This window comes from Candidatus Woesearchaeota archaeon (assembly GCA_016928155.1).
In the GTDB taxonomy this organism is placed as follows: Archaea; Nanobdellota; Nanobdellia; order Woesearchaeales; family JAFGLG01; genus JAFGLG01.
In genome coordinates this window covers 43592-61275 of record JAFGLG010000006.1, presented here as the reverse complement: position 1 = coordinate 61275, position 17684 = coordinate 43592, and the positions used below count along the sequence as shown (strand labels likewise).

The 17684-nt window shown below is 45.3% G+C and carries 21 protein-coding genes and 1 tRNA gene; 12 read left to right on the top strand and 10 right to left on the bottom strand.

All coding sequences use genetic code 11. The features are described 5' to 3' along the window. The 4 genes from JW968_03095 to JW968_03080 all read right to left on the bottom strand — a co-directional run bounded on the left by JW968_03095 (window position 1) and on the right by JW968_03080 (window position 4136). Window positions 1-756: a Nif3-like dinuclear metal center hexameric protein gene (locus tag JW968_03095; GenBank protein ID MBN1385939.1), complete on the bottom strand. Its 756-nt coding sequence runs from the start codon at window positions 754-756 to the stop codon at window positions 1-3. Between the two features lie 16 nt (window positions 757-772). Then, window positions 773-3046: a CDC48 family AAA ATPase gene (locus tag JW968_03090; GenBank protein MBN1385938.1), complete on the bottom strand. Its 2274-nt coding sequence runs from the start codon at window positions 3044-3046 to the stop codon at window positions 773-775. 62 nt (window positions 3047-3108) lie between these two features. Further along, window positions 3109-3537 carry a hypothetical protein gene (locus tag JW968_03085; protein ID MBN1385937.1) on the bottom strand — a complete coding sequence of 143 codons (429 nt, stop codon included), beginning with the start codon at window positions 3535-3537 and terminating at the stop codon, window positions 3109-3111. A 92-nt stretch (window positions 3538-3629) separates the two neighbouring features. Then, a complete protein-coding gene (locus JW968_03080) occupies window positions 3630-4136 on the bottom strand; it encodes a hypothetical protein (GenBank protein MBN1385936.1) in 507 nt (168 codons plus the stop codon). Window positions 4137-4294: 158 nt separating this feature from the next. Here JW968_03080 and JW968_03075 point away from each other — a divergent pair, with 158 nt between their 5' ends. From JW968_03075 to JW968_03025, 11 genes are all read left to right on the top strand, one after another. Further along, window positions 4295-5074 (top strand): thioredoxin domain-containing protein, encoded by a 780-nt coding sequence (locus tag JW968_03075; protein MBN1385935.1) that lies wholly within the window; start codon window positions 4295-4297, stop codon window positions 5072-5074. A 72-nt stretch (window positions 5075-5146) separates the two neighbouring features. Then, window positions 5147-5899, top strand: a complete 753-nt coding sequence (locus tag JW968_03070; protein ID MBN1385934.1) for a TatD family hydrolase — start codon at window positions 5147-5149, stop codon at window positions 5897-5899. Then, window positions 5896-7092, top strand: coding sequence for a radical SAM protein (locus tag JW968_03065; protein MBN1385933.1), 1197 nt, complete (start codon window positions 5896-5898; stop codon window positions 7090-7092). Before JW968_03070 ends, JW968_03065 begins: the two co-directional genes overlap by 4 nt. Window positions 7093-7113: 21 nt before the next feature. Further along, a tRNA-Val gene (locus tag JW968_03060) sits at window positions 7114-7186 on the top strand. 18 nt (window positions 7187-7204) lie between these two features. Then, a complete protein-coding gene (locus JW968_03055) occupies window positions 7205-8449 on the top strand; it encodes a hypothetical protein (GenBank protein MBN1385932.1) in 1245 nt (414 codons plus the stop codon). An 8-nt stretch (window positions 8450-8457) separates the two neighbouring features. Next, window positions 8458-8871, top strand: coding sequence for a hypothetical protein (locus tag JW968_03050; protein ID MBN1385931.1), 414 nt, complete (start codon window positions 8458-8460; stop codon window positions 8869-8871). Further along, the gene (locus JW968_03045) at window positions 8846-9079 is read left to right on the top strand and encodes a hypothetical protein (protein MBN1385930.1); all 234 of its coding nucleotides are present in this window, start codon (window positions 8846-8848) and stop codon (window positions 9077-9079) included. Before JW968_03050 ends, JW968_03045 begins: the two co-directional genes overlap by 26 nt. A gap of 31 nt (window positions 9080-9110) precedes the next feature. Further along, window positions 9111-9653 carry a DUF2391 family protein gene (locus JW968_03040; protein ID MBN1385929.1) on the top strand — a complete coding sequence of 181 codons (543 nt, stop codon included), beginning with the start codon at window positions 9111-9113 and terminating at the stop codon, window positions 9651-9653. A 75-nt stretch (window positions 9654-9728) separates the two neighbouring features. Continuing rightward, window positions 9729-10130: an archease gene (locus tag JW968_03035; GenBank protein ID MBN1385928.1), complete on the top strand. Its 402-nt coding sequence runs from the start codon at window positions 9729-9731 to the stop codon at window positions 10128-10130. A 1-nt stretch (window position 10131) separates the two neighbouring features. Further along, window positions 10132-11580, top strand: a complete 1449-nt coding sequence (locus JW968_03030) for an RtcB family protein (protein ID MBN1385927.1) — start codon at window positions 10132-10134, stop codon at window positions 11578-11580. Between the two features lie 22 nt (window positions 11581-11602). Next, window positions 11603-12022, top strand: a complete 420-nt coding sequence (locus JW968_03025) for an archease (GenBank protein ID MBN1385926.1) — start codon at window positions 11603-11605, stop codon at window positions 12020-12022. 25 nt (window positions 12023-12047) lie between these two features. Here JW968_03025 and JW968_03020 read toward each other — a convergent pair whose 3' ends face one another. Both JW968_03020 and JW968_03015 read right to left on the bottom strand, forming a co-directional pair. Continuing rightward, entirely contained in the window at window positions 12048-12650 is a 603-nt protein-coding gene (locus tag JW968_03020; protein MBN1385925.1) for a metallophosphoesterase, read from the bottom strand. Next, entirely contained in the window at window positions 12647-13216 is a 570-nt protein-coding gene (locus JW968_03015) for a threonylcarbamoyl-AMP synthase (protein ID MBN1385924.1), read from the bottom strand. The genes JW968_03020 and JW968_03015 overlap by 4 nt, the downstream gene beginning before the upstream one ends. A 576-nt stretch (window positions 13217-13792) precedes the next feature. Here JW968_03015 and JW968_03010 point away from each other — a divergent pair. Further along, window positions 13793-14062, top strand: coding sequence for an acylphosphatase (locus JW968_03010; GenBank protein ID MBN1385923.1), 270 nt, complete (start codon window positions 13793-13795; stop codon window positions 14060-14062). A gap of 224 nt (window positions 14063-14286) precedes the next feature. On the opposite strand, the gene JW968_03005 is transcribed toward JW968_03010, so the two are convergent. The 4 genes from JW968_03005 to serS all read right to left on the bottom strand — a co-directional run bounded on the left by JW968_03005 (window position 14287) and on the right by serS (window position 17617). Then, entirely contained in the window at window positions 14287-15357 is a 1071-nt protein-coding gene (locus JW968_03005; GenBank protein ID MBN1385922.1) for an AAA family ATPase, read from the bottom strand. A gap of 202 nt (window positions 15358-15559) precedes the next feature. After that, the gene (locus JW968_03000) at window positions 15560-16039 is read right to left on the bottom strand and encodes a PH domain-containing protein (protein MBN1385921.1); all 480 of its coding nucleotides are present in this window, start codon (window positions 16037-16039) and stop codon (window positions 15560-15562) included. Window position 16040: 1 nt separating this feature from the next. Further along, entirely contained in the window at window positions 16041-16319 is a 279-nt protein-coding gene (locus JW968_02995; GenBank protein ID MBN1385920.1) for a hypothetical protein, read from the bottom strand. A 20-nt stretch (window positions 16320-16339) separates the two neighbouring features. Beyond that, window positions 16340-17617, bottom strand: coding sequence for a serine--tRNA ligase (serS, locus tag JW968_02990; GenBank protein MBN1385919.1), 1278 nt, complete (start codon window positions 17615-17617; stop codon window positions 16340-16342). Window positions 17618-17684 lie beyond the last annotated feature (67 nt).

The following is a 17684-nucleotide window of genomic DNA, read 5'->3' as shown; positions in this document are numbered from 1 at the left end:
TCACACACTTGTCGGTATGTCAAGGAAAAATGTCTTGATATCCTTGAACCTTTTCTCAATATGCTTCTGGAGAAGCCACATCCCTGGCTTTTCAGTAGCATAATGGCCTGCATAAAGCACATTAAGCTTCATCTCAAGGGCGTCATGATGATTAGAATGCTTCGGCTCCCCTGTGAACAAGAGATCAAGGTCATGATGCTCGATATCAGTAAGATCCCTCGGTGCTGAACCGCAGGATATCCCCACCCTCTTCACACTCTTCTTCCCAAAAGCAAGAAGATGACACGGGGTGTCGAGCTTCTGCTCAACTTCAACCATGAAATCCTCCCTCTTCTTGTGCTCATCAAATTCAGCCACAACACCAAACTCCCTGTTGCCATCCTTGAAAAGAGGAGAGATGGGTTTGGCCTTGAACATCCTTGCCAGTTCTCCATTATGATTCATCTCCTGATGATAATCCAAAGGGAAATGTATCACATAAAGAGACATATTATTATCAATCAGATACTTAAGGCGCTTCTTCCAGATACCCCTGATGGGCTTGTCCTTTGTGATAAAACCATGATGGGCTATCACCAGCTGACACCCTCTCTTCCTGGCCAATTCAAAAGCTTCCATCGAAGCGTCGACAACCACAGCAATCTTCTTCACAGAATTCCTGCCTTCAATCAACAGGCCATTCATGAGAAGATCATCAAATGCCTTCGGCTGATAAAGAGAATCCAGGTAATCCACCAGCTTCTTCAGTTCAGCCATTTTTCTTATCCCTCAACTAGCCCATATAAGACGGCCTGTCCTCATTTATCCCCTTGCCCCGTTCAGCCTTGAGCGTATCGCCCAATTCCTTGTAACCTTTCTCAACATCAACAGTCACAGAAGGCTTCACTTTTTTCAGGGCAGCGCTGAAATGCTTCTTCAGGATCTTCTTGGCTTTCATATTCTCCCTGAGAGCAAGAATAGCCGCTTCCCTGCAGACTGACTCGAGATCAGCTCCCACATAGCCTTTTGTGCTCTTGGAAATCTCAGGCAGATCAATGTCTTCGACAGGCATCCCCTTTGTATGGACCTCAAGGATCTTCAGCCTTGATGCCTCATCAGGCACGTCAACCAGGATCAGGCGATCGAACCTTCCGGGCCTCAGCAGAGAGCTGTCAATGATATCCGGCCTGTTTGTTGCAGCGATCATGACAACATCATGCATGTCCTCCAAGCCATCCATCTCAGTGAGAAGCTGGTTCACGACCTTGTCACTGACATGAGAATCAGTGGATATGCCGCGCCTTGGGGCAAGAGCATCCATCTCATCAAAGAAAATGATCGTAGGAGCAGTCTGGCGCGCCTTCTCAAAGATCTTCCTGACAGCCTTCTCTGACTCGCCGACCCACTTGCTCAATAGCTCAGGCCCTTTCACAAGAATGAAATTGGATTCAGACTCATTAGCCACAGCCTTGGCCAGCATGGTCTTTCCAGTGCCCGGAGCGCCATACATGAGGACACCTTTCGGCGGATTCACACCAAGCCTCTTGAATGCATCAGGATATTTCAGAGGCCACTCAACAGCCTCAATAAGCTCCTGCTTAGCGTCCTCAAGCCCGCCGACATCAGTCCACTTGATGTTCGGCACTTCAACAAGGACCTCTCTCATGGCGCTCGGCCTTACAATCTTGAGTGCCTCAAGGAAATCTTTCTGATTAATCCTAAGCTTCTCCAGGACATCCTTCGGGATCGTTTCATCCTCATGAAGCTTCAGGTCAGGAAGAACCTTCCTAAGAACAATCATTGCAGCCTCTTTTGCAAGCGATGACAGGTCAGCGCCGACAAAACCATGGGTTATATCAGCAATCTTCTTCAGATTGACAGTGTTTGCCAGCGGCATGTTCCTGGTATGGATCTTCAGGATATTGAGCCTGCCTTCCTTGCCAGGGACACCGATCTCGATCTCCCTGTCAAACCTTCCCGGCCTTCGCAGGGCAGGATCCAATGCATGGGGGATGTTCGAAGCGGCGATGACAACAACGCGACCTCTTGACTGCAGACCATCCATCAAGGAAAGAAGCTGAGCTACAACACGCCTCTCAACCTCACCTTTTGATTCCTCCCTCTTGATAGCAATAGCGTCAATCTCGTCGATGAAGATGATAGCAGGGGCATTCTTCTCTGCCTCCTCGAACTTCTTCCTGAGATTCTCTTCAGACTGGCCGTAATATTTAGACATTATCTCAGGCCCGTTTATAGTAAGGAAATGCGACGAGGTCTCGTTAGCAACCGCTTTTGCCAGGAGAGTCTTTCCAGTTCCCGGCGGGCCATGAAGCAAGACACCTTTAGGCGGCTCAATGCCGAGGCGCTCAAATATCTCAGGATGCTTCAATGGAAGCTCGACCATCTCCCTTATCTTCGTGATCTCATCATTCAATCCGCCGATATCCTCATAAGTCACTTCAGGGACAGCTTCCTGCTCAGAAATCTCAGCAGGCTCGGGATTGAAGATGACCTCTGTGAGCTCTGTGATTATGACAGCCTCCTTGGGATTAGTGTCGACAATAATGAATTTCAGGTCACCGAAACCAAAGCCAAGCATGTTCTCATCAAGCATGTTGAAGATATCCTCAAAGAATGGAGAGGATGACATGGTGGATTTCCTTGATCTTGTGCCTCCTAAAGAAACGATATCACCTTTCGAAACAGCCCTGCCCAGAAGACCCTGCTTGAATATGTTCGGCGGAGCCTTTATCATGACACCCTCTTTAGCGGGAGCGATCGTTATCCTCTTGGCTTCCTTCACTGCAGCTTTCTCGACCTTCACAGTCTCACCAATAGCAGTCTTGGCATTCCTCCTTATTATGCCGTCCATCCTTATGATGTTGAGTCCGATGTCCCCCGGATAAGCACGGTCAACAATCGCAACAGCATCACGTTCGCCAGCGATCTTCAAGATGTCTCCCGGCCTTACACCCATCTGCCTCATAAGATTAGAATCAATCCTGACAATGCCCTTATTGACATCATCCTGAATGGCCTCTGCGACCTTAAGCTCAAATTCCTTCATGTTACCACCTTTTTAAAATTCAATACCTGATGAATAAATAAAGCTTTTGGAAAGAAAAAGAATTATTTCGAAGGTTTCGGATTCTCCTTGACATCCACCTTAGGCATAGGTATGGGCGGAGGAAGATTCAGATCCCTGCTCAAGATAAGAGCCTGGATATTGCACTTTGTCAGGATATTGTTAAGAAGAGACTTCATCATGGCACCAGGCACTTTCTTGTCTTTCTTCCATGAATCCATGACCTGTTTCACTGTCTCAGGTGATTCCAGCAAAAGGACATCACCAATAATAAGTATCTCCCCAATTTCTGGGTCATATTTTGACTTGAATTCATATTCAAAGCGCAATCCTTCCTGTTTTGCTGTTCCCAAGGCTAAATCAGCCTTTTCTACCTTCTTAATCCCAACATTATTGCTTATACCCACCTTGCCTTTTATAGGGTTTTTTTTCTCAGCAACAATCTTTATGAAACTCATACCAACAATTGCCATAAATATCACCTGAATCAGTCCAAAAAGCCCAGTTTTATAAATTTTATGAGAATGGAGTACATATTGTCTGTGGGATTATGCTATAAGAATGTCTAAACCTGCTGTTCAGACAGCATATAAAGAATATTCTGATGCAGGATTATATTCCTTAATTTGCCATGGGTCTCAATATCAATGAGATTCTTCTCGTGCATGCGCTGAAGAAGCCTATATGCCTTCACCCTTGTCATGCCAGGAAGCCTCGAGATCTCAGCCTGGCTCGATCTGCCTTTGTTCTCCACGAGATGACCCAAGATAACCTTCTCGTCCTCGCTGAGGAAGATTGAGATGATATCCATCATGGTCTTGGTCTGCTTCTTGGTCTTGGAGATCTCAGCATAAGATATCTGGGCCCAGAAGAAACCGAATGCAATGCTGATGATGATCATTATGATAAGAATGGTCAGATGGTTGTCCAATAATGATGTAATAACCTTATTTGCGCTGGTCATATCACGATATATGTAAGTAAGCATGGTAAGGGCTATTGCTATGATAAGAGAAGCTGTCAGGATGCCAAATCCAAGGTTCTTATAGGCTTTAAGTGTTATGTTACGCATTTTGAAACAACAAGCATAGGTGTCAGAACCTATTAATTAATGTTTTGTCTTCATTTCGGAACCATTTATATATTGTTTCAGATAATGAAACATAGTTCTCCAATCCAATATCATAAATGGAGGCATTGAGATATCAAATAATCTAGGAGGTTGTATAGATGGAAGAGAAAAATGAGAAAAAGGAACATGCTGAACACAAGCATACCTCAAATGAAAAAAACCATACACATACAGACAAAGCAATATTCTGGATAGGAGGAGTACAAATCCTCCTGATGGTCATCCTGATATTCCAGGTGAATGGACTGCCCGGAAAGATGGATCTAGGGACTGCAGCTGTGGATGATGATGCAGATGCAAAACCTACACAGCCGACCCAGCCAACAAACCCTACCCAGCCAACAATCGACATGAAGAAACTGGTAGATGATGATACAGTCAAGGGAGACAAGGATTCTCCAGTAACCATTGTGGAATTCTCAGAATTCGAATGCCCTTTCTGCGGGAGGTATTATAGAGACACATATGGCCAGATAATGGACAACTATGTCAAGACAGGCAAAGTCAAATATGTGTTCAGGGATTTCCCGCTCTCGTTCCACCAGAACGCACAGAAGGCAGCAGAGGCTGCAGAGTGCGCAGGAGAACAGGACATGTACTGGGAGATGCATGACAAGCTATTCGAGTCAGGAGTCACTGGCGGCGTGGATTCATTCAAGCAGTATGCAGCAGACATAGGGCTTGACACTGATGATTTCAATTCATGCCTGGACTCTGGCAAGATGGCAGCTGAGACAGCAAAGGACATGCAGGACGGACAGGCAGCAGGAATCAGAGGAACACCAGGATTCATCATCAACGGCAAGCTGCTTTCAGGAGCGCAGCCTTATACTGCATTCGAGGCAGCAATCAACGAGGCTCTGGCAGCTGCGAAGTAGCTGTAATCAGCTAATTTTTTCTTTTTTTCTTCATATTTATAAATAAAAGCTCATTCTGAATGCCTTGGTGATATGATGTATGTGGATGTGCATTGCCATCTGGATGATGCAAAATTCGAAGGCAAAATAGAGTCAGTCATAGAGCGGGCCAGGAAAGCAGGAGTAAAGGCCATAATCAATAATGGGACAAACTATGCGAGCAATCAGGAGACACTTGCCATCTGCGGGAAATACGAGATTGTCAAGGCAGCGCTGGGATTCTATCCACTAGAATGCAAGGACATGACAGATGCCCAGATCGATGATGACATCGGATTCATCAGGAAACAGAAAGACAGAATAATCGCAATAGGAGAGGTCGGCCTGGACTATCACTGGGACACAAGTTTTGTGGAGAAGCAGAAGCAGCTGTTCAGCAGGATAATTGAATTGTCTGAAAAGATTAAGAAACCATTGATCATACACACCAGAAAAGCAGAGAAAGATGCATTTGAGATGCTGCAGAGCTCAAGGATCAAGAAAGCAGACTTCCACTGCTATGGCGGAAGCCTGAAGCTGGCAAAGAAAATATTCGATGCAGGATACCATTTCTCGATACCTCCTTCTATTGTGCGTGACAAGCACTTCCAAGACCTGGCAAAGACAATACCTGCAAGCCATCTCATGACAGAGACAGATGCACCTTATCTCGGTCCTGAAAAGAACAAGCTCAATGAACCGGCATTTGCGGTCGATGGAGCAAAGAAGATAGCAGAGCTGAAAGGGTCTACACAAGAAGACATGATGAATGAGCTGTTCATGACATACCAGAGGTTCTTCGGATGAGAAAAATAACAAAGATAAAAACAAGAAAAACAATGAAAAAAAGAAAGACAAGAAAGATAAGGAAGACAAAATACCATTCCAGACTTGTCGGCAAACTGCCTAAAGGATGCCGGCAATGCGTCCGCGGTGAGAAACTAGTGATGTTTGTCACAGGGGTCTGCCCCCGCAACTGCTATTACTGCCCTGTCTCAGAAAAGAAGAGATTCAAGGATGTGACATATGCAAATGAATGGGAAGCCGGGAATGAAGACGAAAAAAAGATGATAAACAGCGTGATCAAGGAAGCAGAGCTATGCAACTCAAAAGGCATGGGGATGACAGGAGGGGATCCGCTTGCCAGGATCGATCGCACAGCAAGACTCATAAGGGCAATGAAAAGGAGATTCGGCAAGGAGTTCCATGTGCATCTCTATACATCACCAGTGTCTGTGACAACGGAGAGACTGGATAAGCTCCATAAAGCAAGGCTTGATGAGATAAGGCTGCACCTTGACCTATATGATAAGGTATTCTGGAACAGGCTTGACCTAGTGAACAAATATGACTGGGATACCGGGATCGAGATACCTGTGATACCCGGGCAAGAGGAGAAGATCATCGAGATGGTCAAGTACATCAGAAACAAAGTGAAATTCCTCAACCTCAATGAATTCGAGATATCCGAAGACAACATCGGGGAATTCCTCAAAAGAGGGCTCCTGACGAAGAACAAAGTCTCATATGCGGTGAAGGGATCAGAAGAGAGCGCCAAGAAGGTACTGAAATACTGCGCCGAGAACACAAAGCTGGATGTGCATTACTGCACAGCAAAGCTGAAAGACAAGGTGCAGATGACAGAGAGAATAAAAAGAAGAGCAAAGAATGCGAAAAGGAGATTCGATGTGATGCTTGAAGACGGGATACTCTACAGGGGCGCTTTCTATCCCGGCAGCATAAAATCAAGGTTCCACGCGATAGACCTGCCAAAGCTAAGAAAAGCAATGGTGCATATCAAAAAGAGATATGAGATCCCTAACGGGATGATAGAGCTTGACCAAAAGAGGGCAAGGATACTGACAAGCCCTTTATTTATAAAAGAACTAGGGGAAAACAAGGAAGAATTAGGTAAAATTAAAAAACTGGGTCTGATACCAGCACTTATAAAGGAATATCCCACAGAAGATGCTTTTATAGTGGAATTAGTCAAATATTGAAGAATAATCAAAGAATAAACTGGGCCCATGGTCTAGTGGCTATGACGTCGCCTTCACAAGGCGAAGATCCTGGGTTCGATTCCCAGTGGGCCCATCAGTACCAAAACCCAAAATGAAAAAAAGAGGAGTGACACAGATAGACTGGGTGATCAGCCTGAGCATATTCCTGCTATTCCTGACGCTGTTCTTCATCTACGCAAGACCTTCACTGTTCACAACACGGGAAGTGACAGACTACACAGGGCTTGTGCTGGAAAACCTAAAAGCAGAGACATTCACACAAGTGAGGGAATATCCAATCCTCATAAGCAGCGAAGAAGTGCAGCAGCACGCCGCAATACTCATCGACTATCCGTTCCAGACAGGAGAAGCGCTTCTCGAGAACATCCAATTCGTGACTGATGAAGGGAAACTGATATTCATAGACAACCTGCCGCAGGGATACAAGACAAGAAAACTCACATTATCAGACAGGCCGATCACAGTGCAAGGCCAAGAAAGACTGCTGCAATTCCACGCAGAAGAGAATGAGACAAGAACCGGGAAATCAATAATAAACTATCTAAATTCAAACCTCAGACTCTATTCCTACAACGGGAATCCGGTAATAACTGATTTCAGGATACAGATAAACAATGCAGACATCATCCCTGAGAGTACAGGGTTCGCCTCGAGCAGCATACATTCAAAATATAAGATGACAACCAGCATATTCGACCATTCCAATATCATGACAGCAGAGAATGATGGGATATATGGAATAATAAAAGCAAAAAGCCCTCATGAAAGCAAAATGATGAGGATAAAGATCAAAGCCAAGAGTTATCCCAACTATTATTTCGACAATTCAGAATTCGGGAGCTTCAACGAGACAGAGTGCATCATGAAGACAGATGATTACCTAAATCTCCACGGTGGAGGAGCGCTCTCCATAAAATTCACAAAAGAAGTTGATTACACTGTCTGCGGAGGGGAAGAGACAGACATCTACATAGACTTCAACCTCAATGACACAGAATACAAGATAGCTGTATTTGAAGACGATGAACATGTCCCATCAGGCTTCGAACACCATCATGCATGGATAGGCCATGAAGAGAGATACACACTCCTTGACCCCAACAAGCTAGGCAGCATGAATGAGAGCTATGAAGAAATGAAATCAAGATGGGCATACCAGAGGAACAAGGAATTCGACATACAGGTATTATCCAGTACAGGGGCCACAGTGTTCAGCACAGGACAGGAGCCGTACCAGATGGCGCAGGTCAACTCAAAGAGGGTCCTGGCAAAAACACTCCCAGATGAAATAGACGGAGAGAAAAAGGATTATTACATCCTGATAATGACATGGTGATGACCTTGATGAGCAGCAGAAAAGGATTCTTCAAGATAATCGAAGCAGTCGCAGCAATCCTTCTTGCCCTGGTATTCCTGCTCTACATCATACCCTTCTTCCATGAGACAGAACCATCAAAGACAGACATGCACATCTTCGAAGACATGCCCAAAGATCCTGGATTCAGGAACTGCGTCCTTGCAGAGAACAAGACCTGCATAAACGCGACGCTCATCAGATACTACAACAAGTTCGACAAGCTCTACGACTATGAGATAATCATAGGAGACAAGGACATAGACCTCAGCTCACTGCCTGAAGAAAGCGTCGCAGTAGAAAGCTATTTAATAGCAGGCAATTATACATCATATGAACCCAAGACCATAAGGATAATATACTGGGAGAGAGCGCACTATGAAGATTACTATAGACACCAATGAATCACCGGAACAGATAAGGAAACTGATAAGGTTCTTACAGGAAATAATCGGGGATAGGCCTGTACCTGTGCCATCCGAAGCTGTGCTATCAGAAGTCCAGGATGCCCCATCCGGAGCCTTCAACATGTTCGGCGACGCACCACCTGCAGAGAAGACAGAAGAGAAAGGGACAGAGCAAAACGAAGAGCTAAAGATAATTGCCTATTGAAAAAGACAATACACCCTCACCCCCCAATAAAATGGCAAAGGCAAAGAAAACAGCAAAGAAACTCTCAGGTGAAGAGAAGAAAATCATCGAGGAGTTCAAGGAGAAAAGAGAGATGGATGAGATACTCAAGGACATAAAGCTCCTTGAGGAGAAGCTTATCGAAAAGAAACCAGACCTGTTCTCAAGCAAAGACATTATCTATGCAGTCTTCGGTTCCTTGGTCATAGCATCAGGATTCGCCTTCAAGGGAGCTCTTGTGAGGACAGTCAATCTGATGACAGCACTTAATGTGATATGGATAATATCACTGACATTGATCGTTCTAACACTGGAGATATACTTCATAAGCTACCAGCGGGTGCCGAACAAACAAGAGAGGAGATTCGGGCAGTTCTGGGCAAAAAGATTCTTCACATTATATGCGATATCACTGATAGTCTCATTCATGATGATCTACATATTCGGGGTAAACCATTCCTTCCAGGAACATGCCACAGTATTCAAGGCAGTAATCACAATATCATTCCCGGCATCAATCGGAGCAGCAATCCCGACACTGCTAAAAAAATATTGAAACACAAAAAATGCCGCAAAATGCCGATAAAAAATCAGCATATATTTAAATAAAACCAAAGCTCAAGGTGATAAAATGACATTCCTGAACGAACAACTCGAAAAAAGGATAACAGTGAGGGCAAAGACAAGAGAGAACTTACTCACAAATGCAATCAAAGAGATAATAAGAGTCATATATGCAAGCCATGCCCCTGATCCAGGCAAAAAGACAACAGAAGATGAGATAGAAGCAGAGGCAGAAGACTTCGAGGACCTGGCGATATCCATACTGCAGAAGACAATAGACCTATCAAAAAAGAAAAAGATACTTGACATCAGCATAGACAAGCTATCAGAATCAAGGATACTGGCAAAATTCACGACGCAAGCGCTCGACCAGACAGAGATGGTGAAAGAGCTCGGCATAGTCACCTATTATGGATTCGAGCTGACGCAGGACAAAGGGACATATGAGATGAAATTTCATTACGACTAAAATGAGAGAAGAGCCAAAAAGACCGGAATTAAGCAAGATAAATGATTTTGTATGGGAAATAGGAAAAGGATACAAACCAGGGATGAGAGTCCCTGCAAGGATCGTGGCAAGCCAAAAACTCGTCAATGAGATGGATGCGCATGTATTCGGCCAGCTGACAAATGTAGCAACGCTTCCCGGAATCCAGGACTACGCATACTGCATGAGCGACGGCCATTCAGGATACGGATTCCCGATAGGCGGTGTCGCGGCATTTGACCTGGAAGAAGGCATCATAAGCCCCGGCGGAGTGGGATTCGATATCAACTGCGGAGTCAGGCTGATAAGGACAAACCTCACATTCAATGATGTCAAACCAAAAATCAAGGAGATAATAGACAGGCTCTATGGAAGCGCAAGGCCAGGAGTCGGAGCAAAGGGAGCATCAAGACTGAGCAAGAATGACCTGAACAACCTGCTCAATGAAGGCGCAAAATGGGTTATCCAGCAGGGCCAGGGATGGGAAAAGGACCTGGAGATGATGGAAGACCGTGGTTGCATAGAGTCAGCAGATGACTCGAAGGTCAGCGAAAAAGCGAAATCCAGAGGCATAGACCAAGTCGGCACACTCGGATCAGGGAACCATTACCTCGAGATACAGCATGTCCCAAAAGGTGCAATATTCGAAGACAAGATCGCCAAGAAATTCGGCATCTTCGAGGACCAGATAGTCATAATGGTGCACTGCGGCTCACGAGGTCTCGGTCATCAGGTCGGAACAGACTACCTGAGAAAATGCCTCGACATAATGCCCAAGTACGGCATAAAAGTAATCGACAAGGAGCTGGCAAGCGCGCCATTCAATTCCAAGGAAGGGCAAGACTATTTCAAGGCGATGTGCGCTTCAGCCAACATGGCATTTGCGAACAGGCAAGTGCTGATGCACGGGATCAGGGAAGGATTCTCAAAGATATTCGGAAGCAGTGCTGAGGAGCTCGGCATGGAACTGGTGTATGATGTCGCGCACAATATCGCAAAAGTCGAGGAGCATTCAGGAAAAAAATTGCTCGTCCACAGGAAAGGGGCCACAAGGAGCTTCGGACCAGGGCGCAAGGAGCTATCGCCATTGCACCAAGAGACAGGACAGCCAGTCATAATCGGAGGGAGCATGGAAACAATGAGCTATCTGCTTGTCGGGACAGACGAATCCGAGATGACATTCGGCAGCACATGCCATGGCTCAGGCAGGGTGATGAGCAGGGCAGAAGCGAAGAGCAAAGTGAGAGGCGACGAGCTCAAGAGAGATATGGAAGCACACGGGATATATGTCAAGGCTGTGTCGCTGCCAGGACTGGCAGAGGAGGCAGGACTGGCATACAAGGATGTGTCAGAAGTAATAAATTCAGTCCACAATGCAGGGATTTCTAAGAAGATAGCATCATTCAAGCCATTAGGCAACATCAAAGGATAATCCAGACAATCATGGAACAAAAATGGCGTACAAATATATCGAAGGGATAACAAGAGCGGATGTGGCTTTTGAGGCATACGGAAAGACACTGGAGCAGATGTTCTCAAGCGCAGCACAGGCAGTCGAAGAAGTGCAAGTGGATGTAAGCAGGATCCAAGGGTCCGAGACCAGAGAGATAAAGCTTGAAAATGAAGACATAGAAAAGCTGCTCTTCGATTTCCTCAGCGAGCTCGTATACTACAAGGATGCAGAGCAGCTGGTATTCTCGAAATTCGACATAAAAATAAAAGACGGCTATACCCTGAAAGGAAAACTAACCGGTGAAAAGATAGATTTCCAGAAACACAACCCGAAAGTCGATGTGAAAGCGATAACGCTCCATATGTTCAAAGTCGAGAAAACAGATTCAGGATGGAAATGCTTCGTGATAGCGGATATATAGCAGAATAAGCGAAGCCACGCACGGCCTATATCTCTATGATCCTTCCTTTTGTGCCGACATTGATGACCTTGGTCTTACCAATCTTCTCTTCCAGACCTTCTGCCTCATGGACATGGGAGCACAGAAGGATATCCGGGTGGAACTTGTCAATCGCTTTCCTGACACCTTCGCTCGCAGGAACCATCTTGGAGAAACGCTCCATGACACTTGACTTCGGATGGATATGCGTCACCATTATCTTCTTCTTCATGTCCTTGATCCTATCATATCCTTTCTTGAGGAGCTTATATATCTCATCTTCAGGAAGCTGGAAGACGCCGATATTGGCCCCCCCGCAGCCGAACAGGCCGACATCGCCGTGCTCGATAGAATATCCATGGAGATTAGTGACCCCATAAAGCTCAGCAAGGAAATCAGCAGTGGCGACAGTCTCATGGTTGCCAGGAATGAGAACAACCTTCTTATTCTTCTTGAGGAAAGGGCCGATGATGCCTTCAGTGGACTGCTCCTCCAGGGTCAGATCACCGCAGAGCACAACAAGATCGACATTCTCCTTCTCAGCCTTGTCAGCAAGCCTCTTCACAATACCCTTATCCCCATGGATATCCCCAGCAGCAAGGATCCTCATCTTCTCTTCACCTCTACAGAACCCTTGCTCAGATCAATTATATCAGAAGGAGAACCTTTCTTCTGGCCTTCATATATTATGAAGCTGCAGAATTTCCTTATATCCTCATCAAGGTCATCAATCTTTGTCATATAAACCTTGCCAGAGACATTGGCGCTTGTCGTGACAACAGGAAAATCCAGATTCTCCACAAAACCCTTTATCCAATGATCCGGTATCCTCACACCCAGAGTGCCGCTTCCCTGATTAACAGATGGGGCGATGCAGGAACTATCCTTCAGCTTGAGGACAAGGGTGTAAGGTCCAGGCAGCTTATCCAACCAAGCCATGGCCTCCCCCGTCATGACACAATTATTCCTTATCCAATCCTTTGAAGGTGCTATGACTGAGAAGAGCATGTCCGGCCGCTTCTTGATGTCCCTCAATTTCCTGACAGCCTTATCATCACACGCATTGCAGCCTATGCCGTAAATGGTATCTGTCGGATAAATAAACAGGGCGCCTTCACAGACCTTCTTAATCAGCAAGTGCTCCTGTAATTTAACTTCCTCTTTAGTAAGTATCATGATGTCCCAGAAAGAAGGCATTTTTATAAAGTTTTGGTAAGCCAAATAAAAAGAAAAAAGCCCCCAAACCAGGGGCGGCGGGCGTGGGGGTCATGAGCAGATATAGCCCAGCATGAAACCTTCCTCTTCCGGGGTGAAATGATCCTCTTCTATGAAATCAAGAAATCCATCCACTGTATAAATATCATTGTCCTCTTCCATATCTGAAACAAACTCTTCCATTGTAGCACCTCCTTTTATCCCGCTAAATATCATCATTCCATGCATAATCAAATTCCCATGCATAATCAAATCTCATATACCTCAAGCCTATGTTTTGAGACACTCAAGCTCTTCATCTGCTGAAAAAACAAGTCCTGTATCGTGGGCAAAGATATGTCATTCGGATTTGTCAATTGAATCACCTCCCGGCATGGGGCAAAACTGCCCCTCCCCATTGTCCCGGGGAGCAGGGCAAAGTTGCGTCAGCCATTCCTTATTCTCTGATGAAAATCTTTTATATACCTCACGCAGGCCTGTCTTGTGACCAGTGGATGCAGGAAAAGCTTATATACCTATGAAAATAATTGTGGGTATATGAAAAGATTGAACATGGTCATATATGGAGAAGTGCAGGGAGTAGGATTCAGACACTTTGTGCAGAAACAGGCCATATCACTCGGTCTCAAAGGCTATGTGCAGAATGTGACCGGTGCTGTAGAAATTGTGGCAGAAGGCTATGATGACAAGCTCCAGGAATTAGTCCGGGCCTGCAAGAAAGGGCCAATATTCAGCCAGGTCGTCGATGAAGAGCATTCCATTGTCGAGACAAAAGGAGAGTTCAAGGATTTCGGGATACGTCATTGAAGCTAATCCTGATCTGAATCCTTCAAAAGATGAGAATAATAATGAATCTGCACTTCTTCCTATCCTCTGCCAATCCAGCATATTCTGACAAAAAATTCAAGAGGTCCTGGCAAGATTTGCTATGCAAATCCGGATATTATCTTTTCTGACTCCTGAATTTTCCCGCAATGCAGACATGCAAGGCGGATAATCCCAAGTAAGAAACAATGAAAATCAACAAAATATCAGAAATCAGTCAATTTTTTTGTTGTCTGATAAGTGATTATCGATGTCGTGCCTGTTGTCCCCCCTGTCATCTTCTGGATAACAATGAATTTCCCTTCTTCAAGCTTTTTTATCTTCCTCTGGAATGACTTGTAGGATTCCTCGCCGCCCTTGTCCAGGTAGAGACGATAGAGGTCGCCTATCTTCTGGCCAGAATTTTCCTTGATGATATCAAGCATGAACTGGGACTCATCTTTAAGCTCTGATTTCTTCTTTATGGAGAACTCATCAAGCTTCCTGATGGCTTTCTCGACATGAGCCCTAACAATCTTTTTCGAGGCAACATCCTCAGCAGCATTGCCTGCCTCCTTCAGTATGTAAAGCCCTGTCCTGATATCATTCATCTCATAAGCCTTCTTTGCAGCAATGAGAAATGCATCATCATCCCAGACCCCGGGAGCGAAAGCATACTGGAGCCTGTGCCTCATGATTTCAGTTGTCTCATGCTCGTTGTACGGCCTGAACTCCTTCATCTCAGCAGTGAGCCTGGATTTTATGCGCTCATCAAGATCGACATGCCACTCCTTATAATTTGTTATAAGAACGATGGTCTTCCTGTAAATCTCTTCCAGAAGATAATACAGGAAGTCCTGATCCTCTGTCTTGTCAATCTCATCGAACACAAAAACCACAGACTTCTTGTTGAGAGCATCCTTCACGATCCTGAAGAGCTCTTCAGTCTTCTTGTTATGGGTGAAGCGGTAATCAAGCAGATGGCACATCTCCATCACGATCTTGAAAGAGGTGTTCTTCTGCCAGCAATTTATGTACATCGGGATTATATCTTCAGTCTCCTCCTCAAGCTCCTTCAGAAGATGCTTCACAGCGACTGTCTTGCCGACACCAGGAGGCCCAAAGACCACGACATTACGGCCAGAACGATTGCTAAAAAGCGGCTTTATACACGCGGCTATATGCTCCTGCTCCCCTTTCCTGAAAGGCACAATCTTCGGGATATAATCATAATCAAGCGCAACACTATCCCTGAAAAGAGATTCGTCAGAGCCTAACATATCCTTGAACATCGACATCTTATCCCACCAACATAAAATCAATTATATAATAAGTTTACTCCTCTGTTTTGTGCCACGTTTCTTCGAAATCTCACTGCGTCAGGTTCGGCTTCAGATACTGTAATTGCAGGCTCTGCGTCCCTGTAAGGGACAAGCCCCCGCGACGAGCAGGGTTATTTCCTGATAAAGCCTCACGAATTGGCGCAAATGGCACAACAACTTACCTATTCATGCCTGAAAACTTCTCGATTATATTCTTCACATGGATGGGGTGACTTATCTTGTCAATCCTGAACTCCTTCTGGCTGGCGCCGCTGGTCCTGATATAAAGGTTCCCATAATTCAGCATCCTCGCAAAAAAATTCTGCGTGACCCCGATCTCAGTTATATTAGGATATCTTATCGTCAAATGATGCTTGTTCAGGATGCCCTCATCCATTACAAGGCTTGATTCTGAGATATTAAGCTTCTTTGAATAAATCCTGATATGGATATAGACAAAAGTGGCAAATGAGAGGAACAGCAGGATAAGGGTCAGGAAGGTCAGGGTCTTCTGGTCAATGCCGCTTGCCCTGAGCCTCAGCTCGATGAAGATGACAACAACAAGATAGAGAACTATCATAAGGAAAGACAAGAAAAATCCTTTCCTTGCGGGCCTGACCGATATGTTGACAGATCCCTTCTTCTTATTCGGCTCCATTTTAGTTCTTGATCCCGCAGTTCGGGCAATAAAAATCTGATTTCCTCATCTGGAAGCCGCACCTGATGCAGTACTTTATCTGAACTTGATGATACTGATGCATGACCTGCTTCCTGTGGACCTTCTTCTGGCGCATGATGATCTTCCTGACACCGTTCAGAAAGATGAAGAAACCTATGATGAAAAAAAGTATGAACTTAAGGCCGAGAAAAGCAGAAGCGACACAGATAACCAATCCGATGATTATCAAGATAGGGCCTGAAACCTGGTATTTATCCATAATATTACCTCTTTCTGCATTCACTTCGGCTTTTTTATGATTCTCTTGCCGACATAAGGGACAAGAACTTCAGGAACAGCGATGGAGCCGTCCTTGTTCTGGAAATTCTCCAGTATGGCGACGAGAGCCCTTGATGTGGCGACACATGTAGCATTAAGCGTGTGGACGAGCCGGCTGCCATCCTTTGTGCGGTACCTGATGTTAAGCCTCCTTGCCTGATAATCAGTGCAGTTTGAGCAAGAGACCACTTCACGATATGCATCCTGGACAGGCATCCACACCTCAAGATCATATTTCTTGGCAGCAATGGATCCTATGTCACCTGTACAGATATTGACTTTCCGGAAATGCAGGCCAAGGCTCTGGAAGAACTCCTCTGCATTCCTGATCAGCTCCTCGTGGAATTTCCAGGACTGCTCCGGCTTGCAGATGATGATCTGCTCCACCTTATTGAACTGATGACCCCTGAAAATACCCTTTGTGTCCTTGCCATGCGAGCCAGCCTCTCTCCTGAAATTTGTCGAGAGACCGACAAACTTCAGAGGAATGGCCGATTCATCGAGCACCTCATCCATGAACTGCGCTGTGAGAGGATGTTCTGAGGTCGCAATCAGATACAGATCCTCGCCGTCAACCTTGTACATCATCTCACCGAAATCATCGAATGAGATGACCCCTTCATAGGCTTTCCTGTTCATCATAAAAGGAGGATAGACAAAGACATAGCCTCTCTTTGTCATGAAATCAATGGCATATTTCTGCAATGCAAGATCAAGCATCGCAAGATCGCCTTTCAGGAACCAGAACCTGGAGCCAGAGATCTTGGCAGCGCGCCCTGTATCTGCCAGATCAAGCTGATCAATGATGTCAACATGAGACTTTGGCTTGAAATCAAATTTAGGCTTCTTACCGAAAAGCTTCTCCTGCTTGTTGCCTTCCTCGCCTTCACCTGCCGGAACAGAATCGTGCAGGAAATTCGGGATGTTCATCAAGCCAAGACCGATTTCCTCCTTGAGCTTATCAACTTTCTGTTCCTCTCTCTCAATCTTCTTCGGAAGCTCCTTCAGCTCCTTGAGCTTTGAGTCTATAGGCTTCTTAGCTTTCTTCAGCTGATTGATCTCCTGAGAGATGGTATTCTTAGAATGCTTGAGCTTCTGGAGATCGAACTTCGCCTGCCTCCAGGTCTCATCCTTTTCCCTCAGAACTTCGACTTCCTTGAATCTTTCCATTATCCTTCGCTTCTCAAAATTCTTCCTGATCAGCTCCGGATTCTCCCTCAGAATCTTGATGTCAATCATGAGAGATGCTTATTTGTGGAGAATTTAAAAAGGTTTATGTAAGATTCTGGCGAGAATCAAATTATTT

What these genes read in the sequence shown, in the direction of transcription:
- JW968_03090 (MBN1385938.1), bottom strand. Translation starts at nt 3,046, where the DNA reads ATGAAGGAATTTGAGCTTAAGGTCGCAGAGGCCATTCAGGATGATGTC.
- JW968_03065 (MBN1385933.1), top strand. Translation starts at nt 5,896, where the DNA reads ATGAGAAAAATAACAAAGATAAAAACAAGAAAAACAATGAAAAAAAGA.
- JW968_02995 (MBN1385920.1), bottom strand. Translation starts at nt 16,319, where the DNA reads ATGGATAAATACCAGGTTTCAGGCCCTATCTTGATAATCATCGGATTG.
- JW968_03025 (MBN1385926.1), top strand. Translation starts at nt 11,603, where the DNA reads ATGGCGTACAAATATATCGAAGGGATAACAAGAGCGGATGTGGCTTTT.
- JW968_03000 (MBN1385921.1), bottom strand. Translation starts at nt 16,039, where the DNA reads ATGGAGCCGAATAAGAAGAAGGGATCTGTCAACATATCGGTCAGGCCC.
- JW968_03080 (MBN1385936.1), bottom strand. Translation starts at nt 4,136, where the DNA reads ATGCGTAACATAACACTTAAAGCCTATAAGAACCTTGGATTTGGCATC.
- JW968_03045 (MBN1385930.1), top strand. Translation starts at nt 8,846, where the DNA reads ATGAAGATTACTATAGACACCAATGAATCACCGGAACAGATAAGGAAA.
- JW968_03015 (MBN1385924.1), bottom strand. Translation starts at nt 13,216, where the DNA reads ATGATACTTACTAAAGAGGAAGTTAAATTACAGGAGCACTTGCTGATT.
- JW968_03035 (MBN1385928.1), top strand. Translation starts at nt 9,729, where the DNA reads ATGACATTCCTGAACGAACAACTCGAAAAAAGGATAACAGTGAGGGCA.
- JW968_03070 (MBN1385934.1), top strand. Translation starts at nt 5,147, where the DNA reads ATGATGTATGTGGATGTGCATTGCCATCTGGATGATGCAAAATTCGAA.
- serS (MBN1385919.1), bottom strand. Translation starts at nt 17,617, where the DNA reads ATGATTGACATCAAGATTCTGAGGGAGAATCCGGAGCTGATCAGGAAG.
- JW968_03050 (MBN1385931.1), top strand. Translation starts at nt 8,458, where the DNA reads ATGAGCAGCAGAAAAGGATTCTTCAAGATAATCGAAGCAGTCGCAGCA.
- JW968_03085 (MBN1385937.1), bottom strand. Translation starts at nt 3,537, where the DNA reads ATGGCAATTGTTGGTATGAGTTTCATAAAGATTGTTGCTGAGAAAAAA.
- JW968_03005 (MBN1385922.1), bottom strand. Translation starts at nt 15,357, where the DNA reads ATGTCGATGTTCAAGGATATGTTAGGCTCTGACGAATCTCTTTTCAGG.
- JW968_03030 (MBN1385927.1), top strand. Translation starts at nt 10,132, where the DNA reads ATGAGAGAAGAGCCAAAAAGACCGGAATTAAGCAAGATAAATGATTTT.
- JW968_03095 (MBN1385939.1), bottom strand. Translation starts at nt 756, where the DNA reads ATGGCTGAACTGAAGAAGCTGGTGGATTACCTGGATTCTCTTTATCAG.
- JW968_03075 (MBN1385935.1), top strand. Translation starts at nt 4,295, where the DNA reads ATGGAAGAGAAAAATGAGAAAAAGGAACATGCTGAACACAAGCATACC.
- JW968_03055 (MBN1385932.1), top strand. Translation starts at nt 7,205, where the DNA reads ATGAAAAAAAGAGGAGTGACACAGATAGACTGGGTGATCAGCCTGAGC.
- JW968_03040 (MBN1385929.1), top strand. Translation starts at nt 9,111, where the DNA reads ATGGCAAAGGCAAAGAAAACAGCAAAGAAACTCTCAGGTGAAGAGAAG.
- JW968_03010 (MBN1385923.1), top strand. Translation starts at nt 13,793, where the DNA reads ATGAAAAGATTGAACATGGTCATATATGGAGAAGTGCAGGGAGTAGGA.
- JW968_03020 (MBN1385925.1), bottom strand. Translation starts at nt 12,650, where the DNA reads ATGAGGATCCTTGCTGCTGGGGATATCCATGGGGATAAGGGTATTGTG.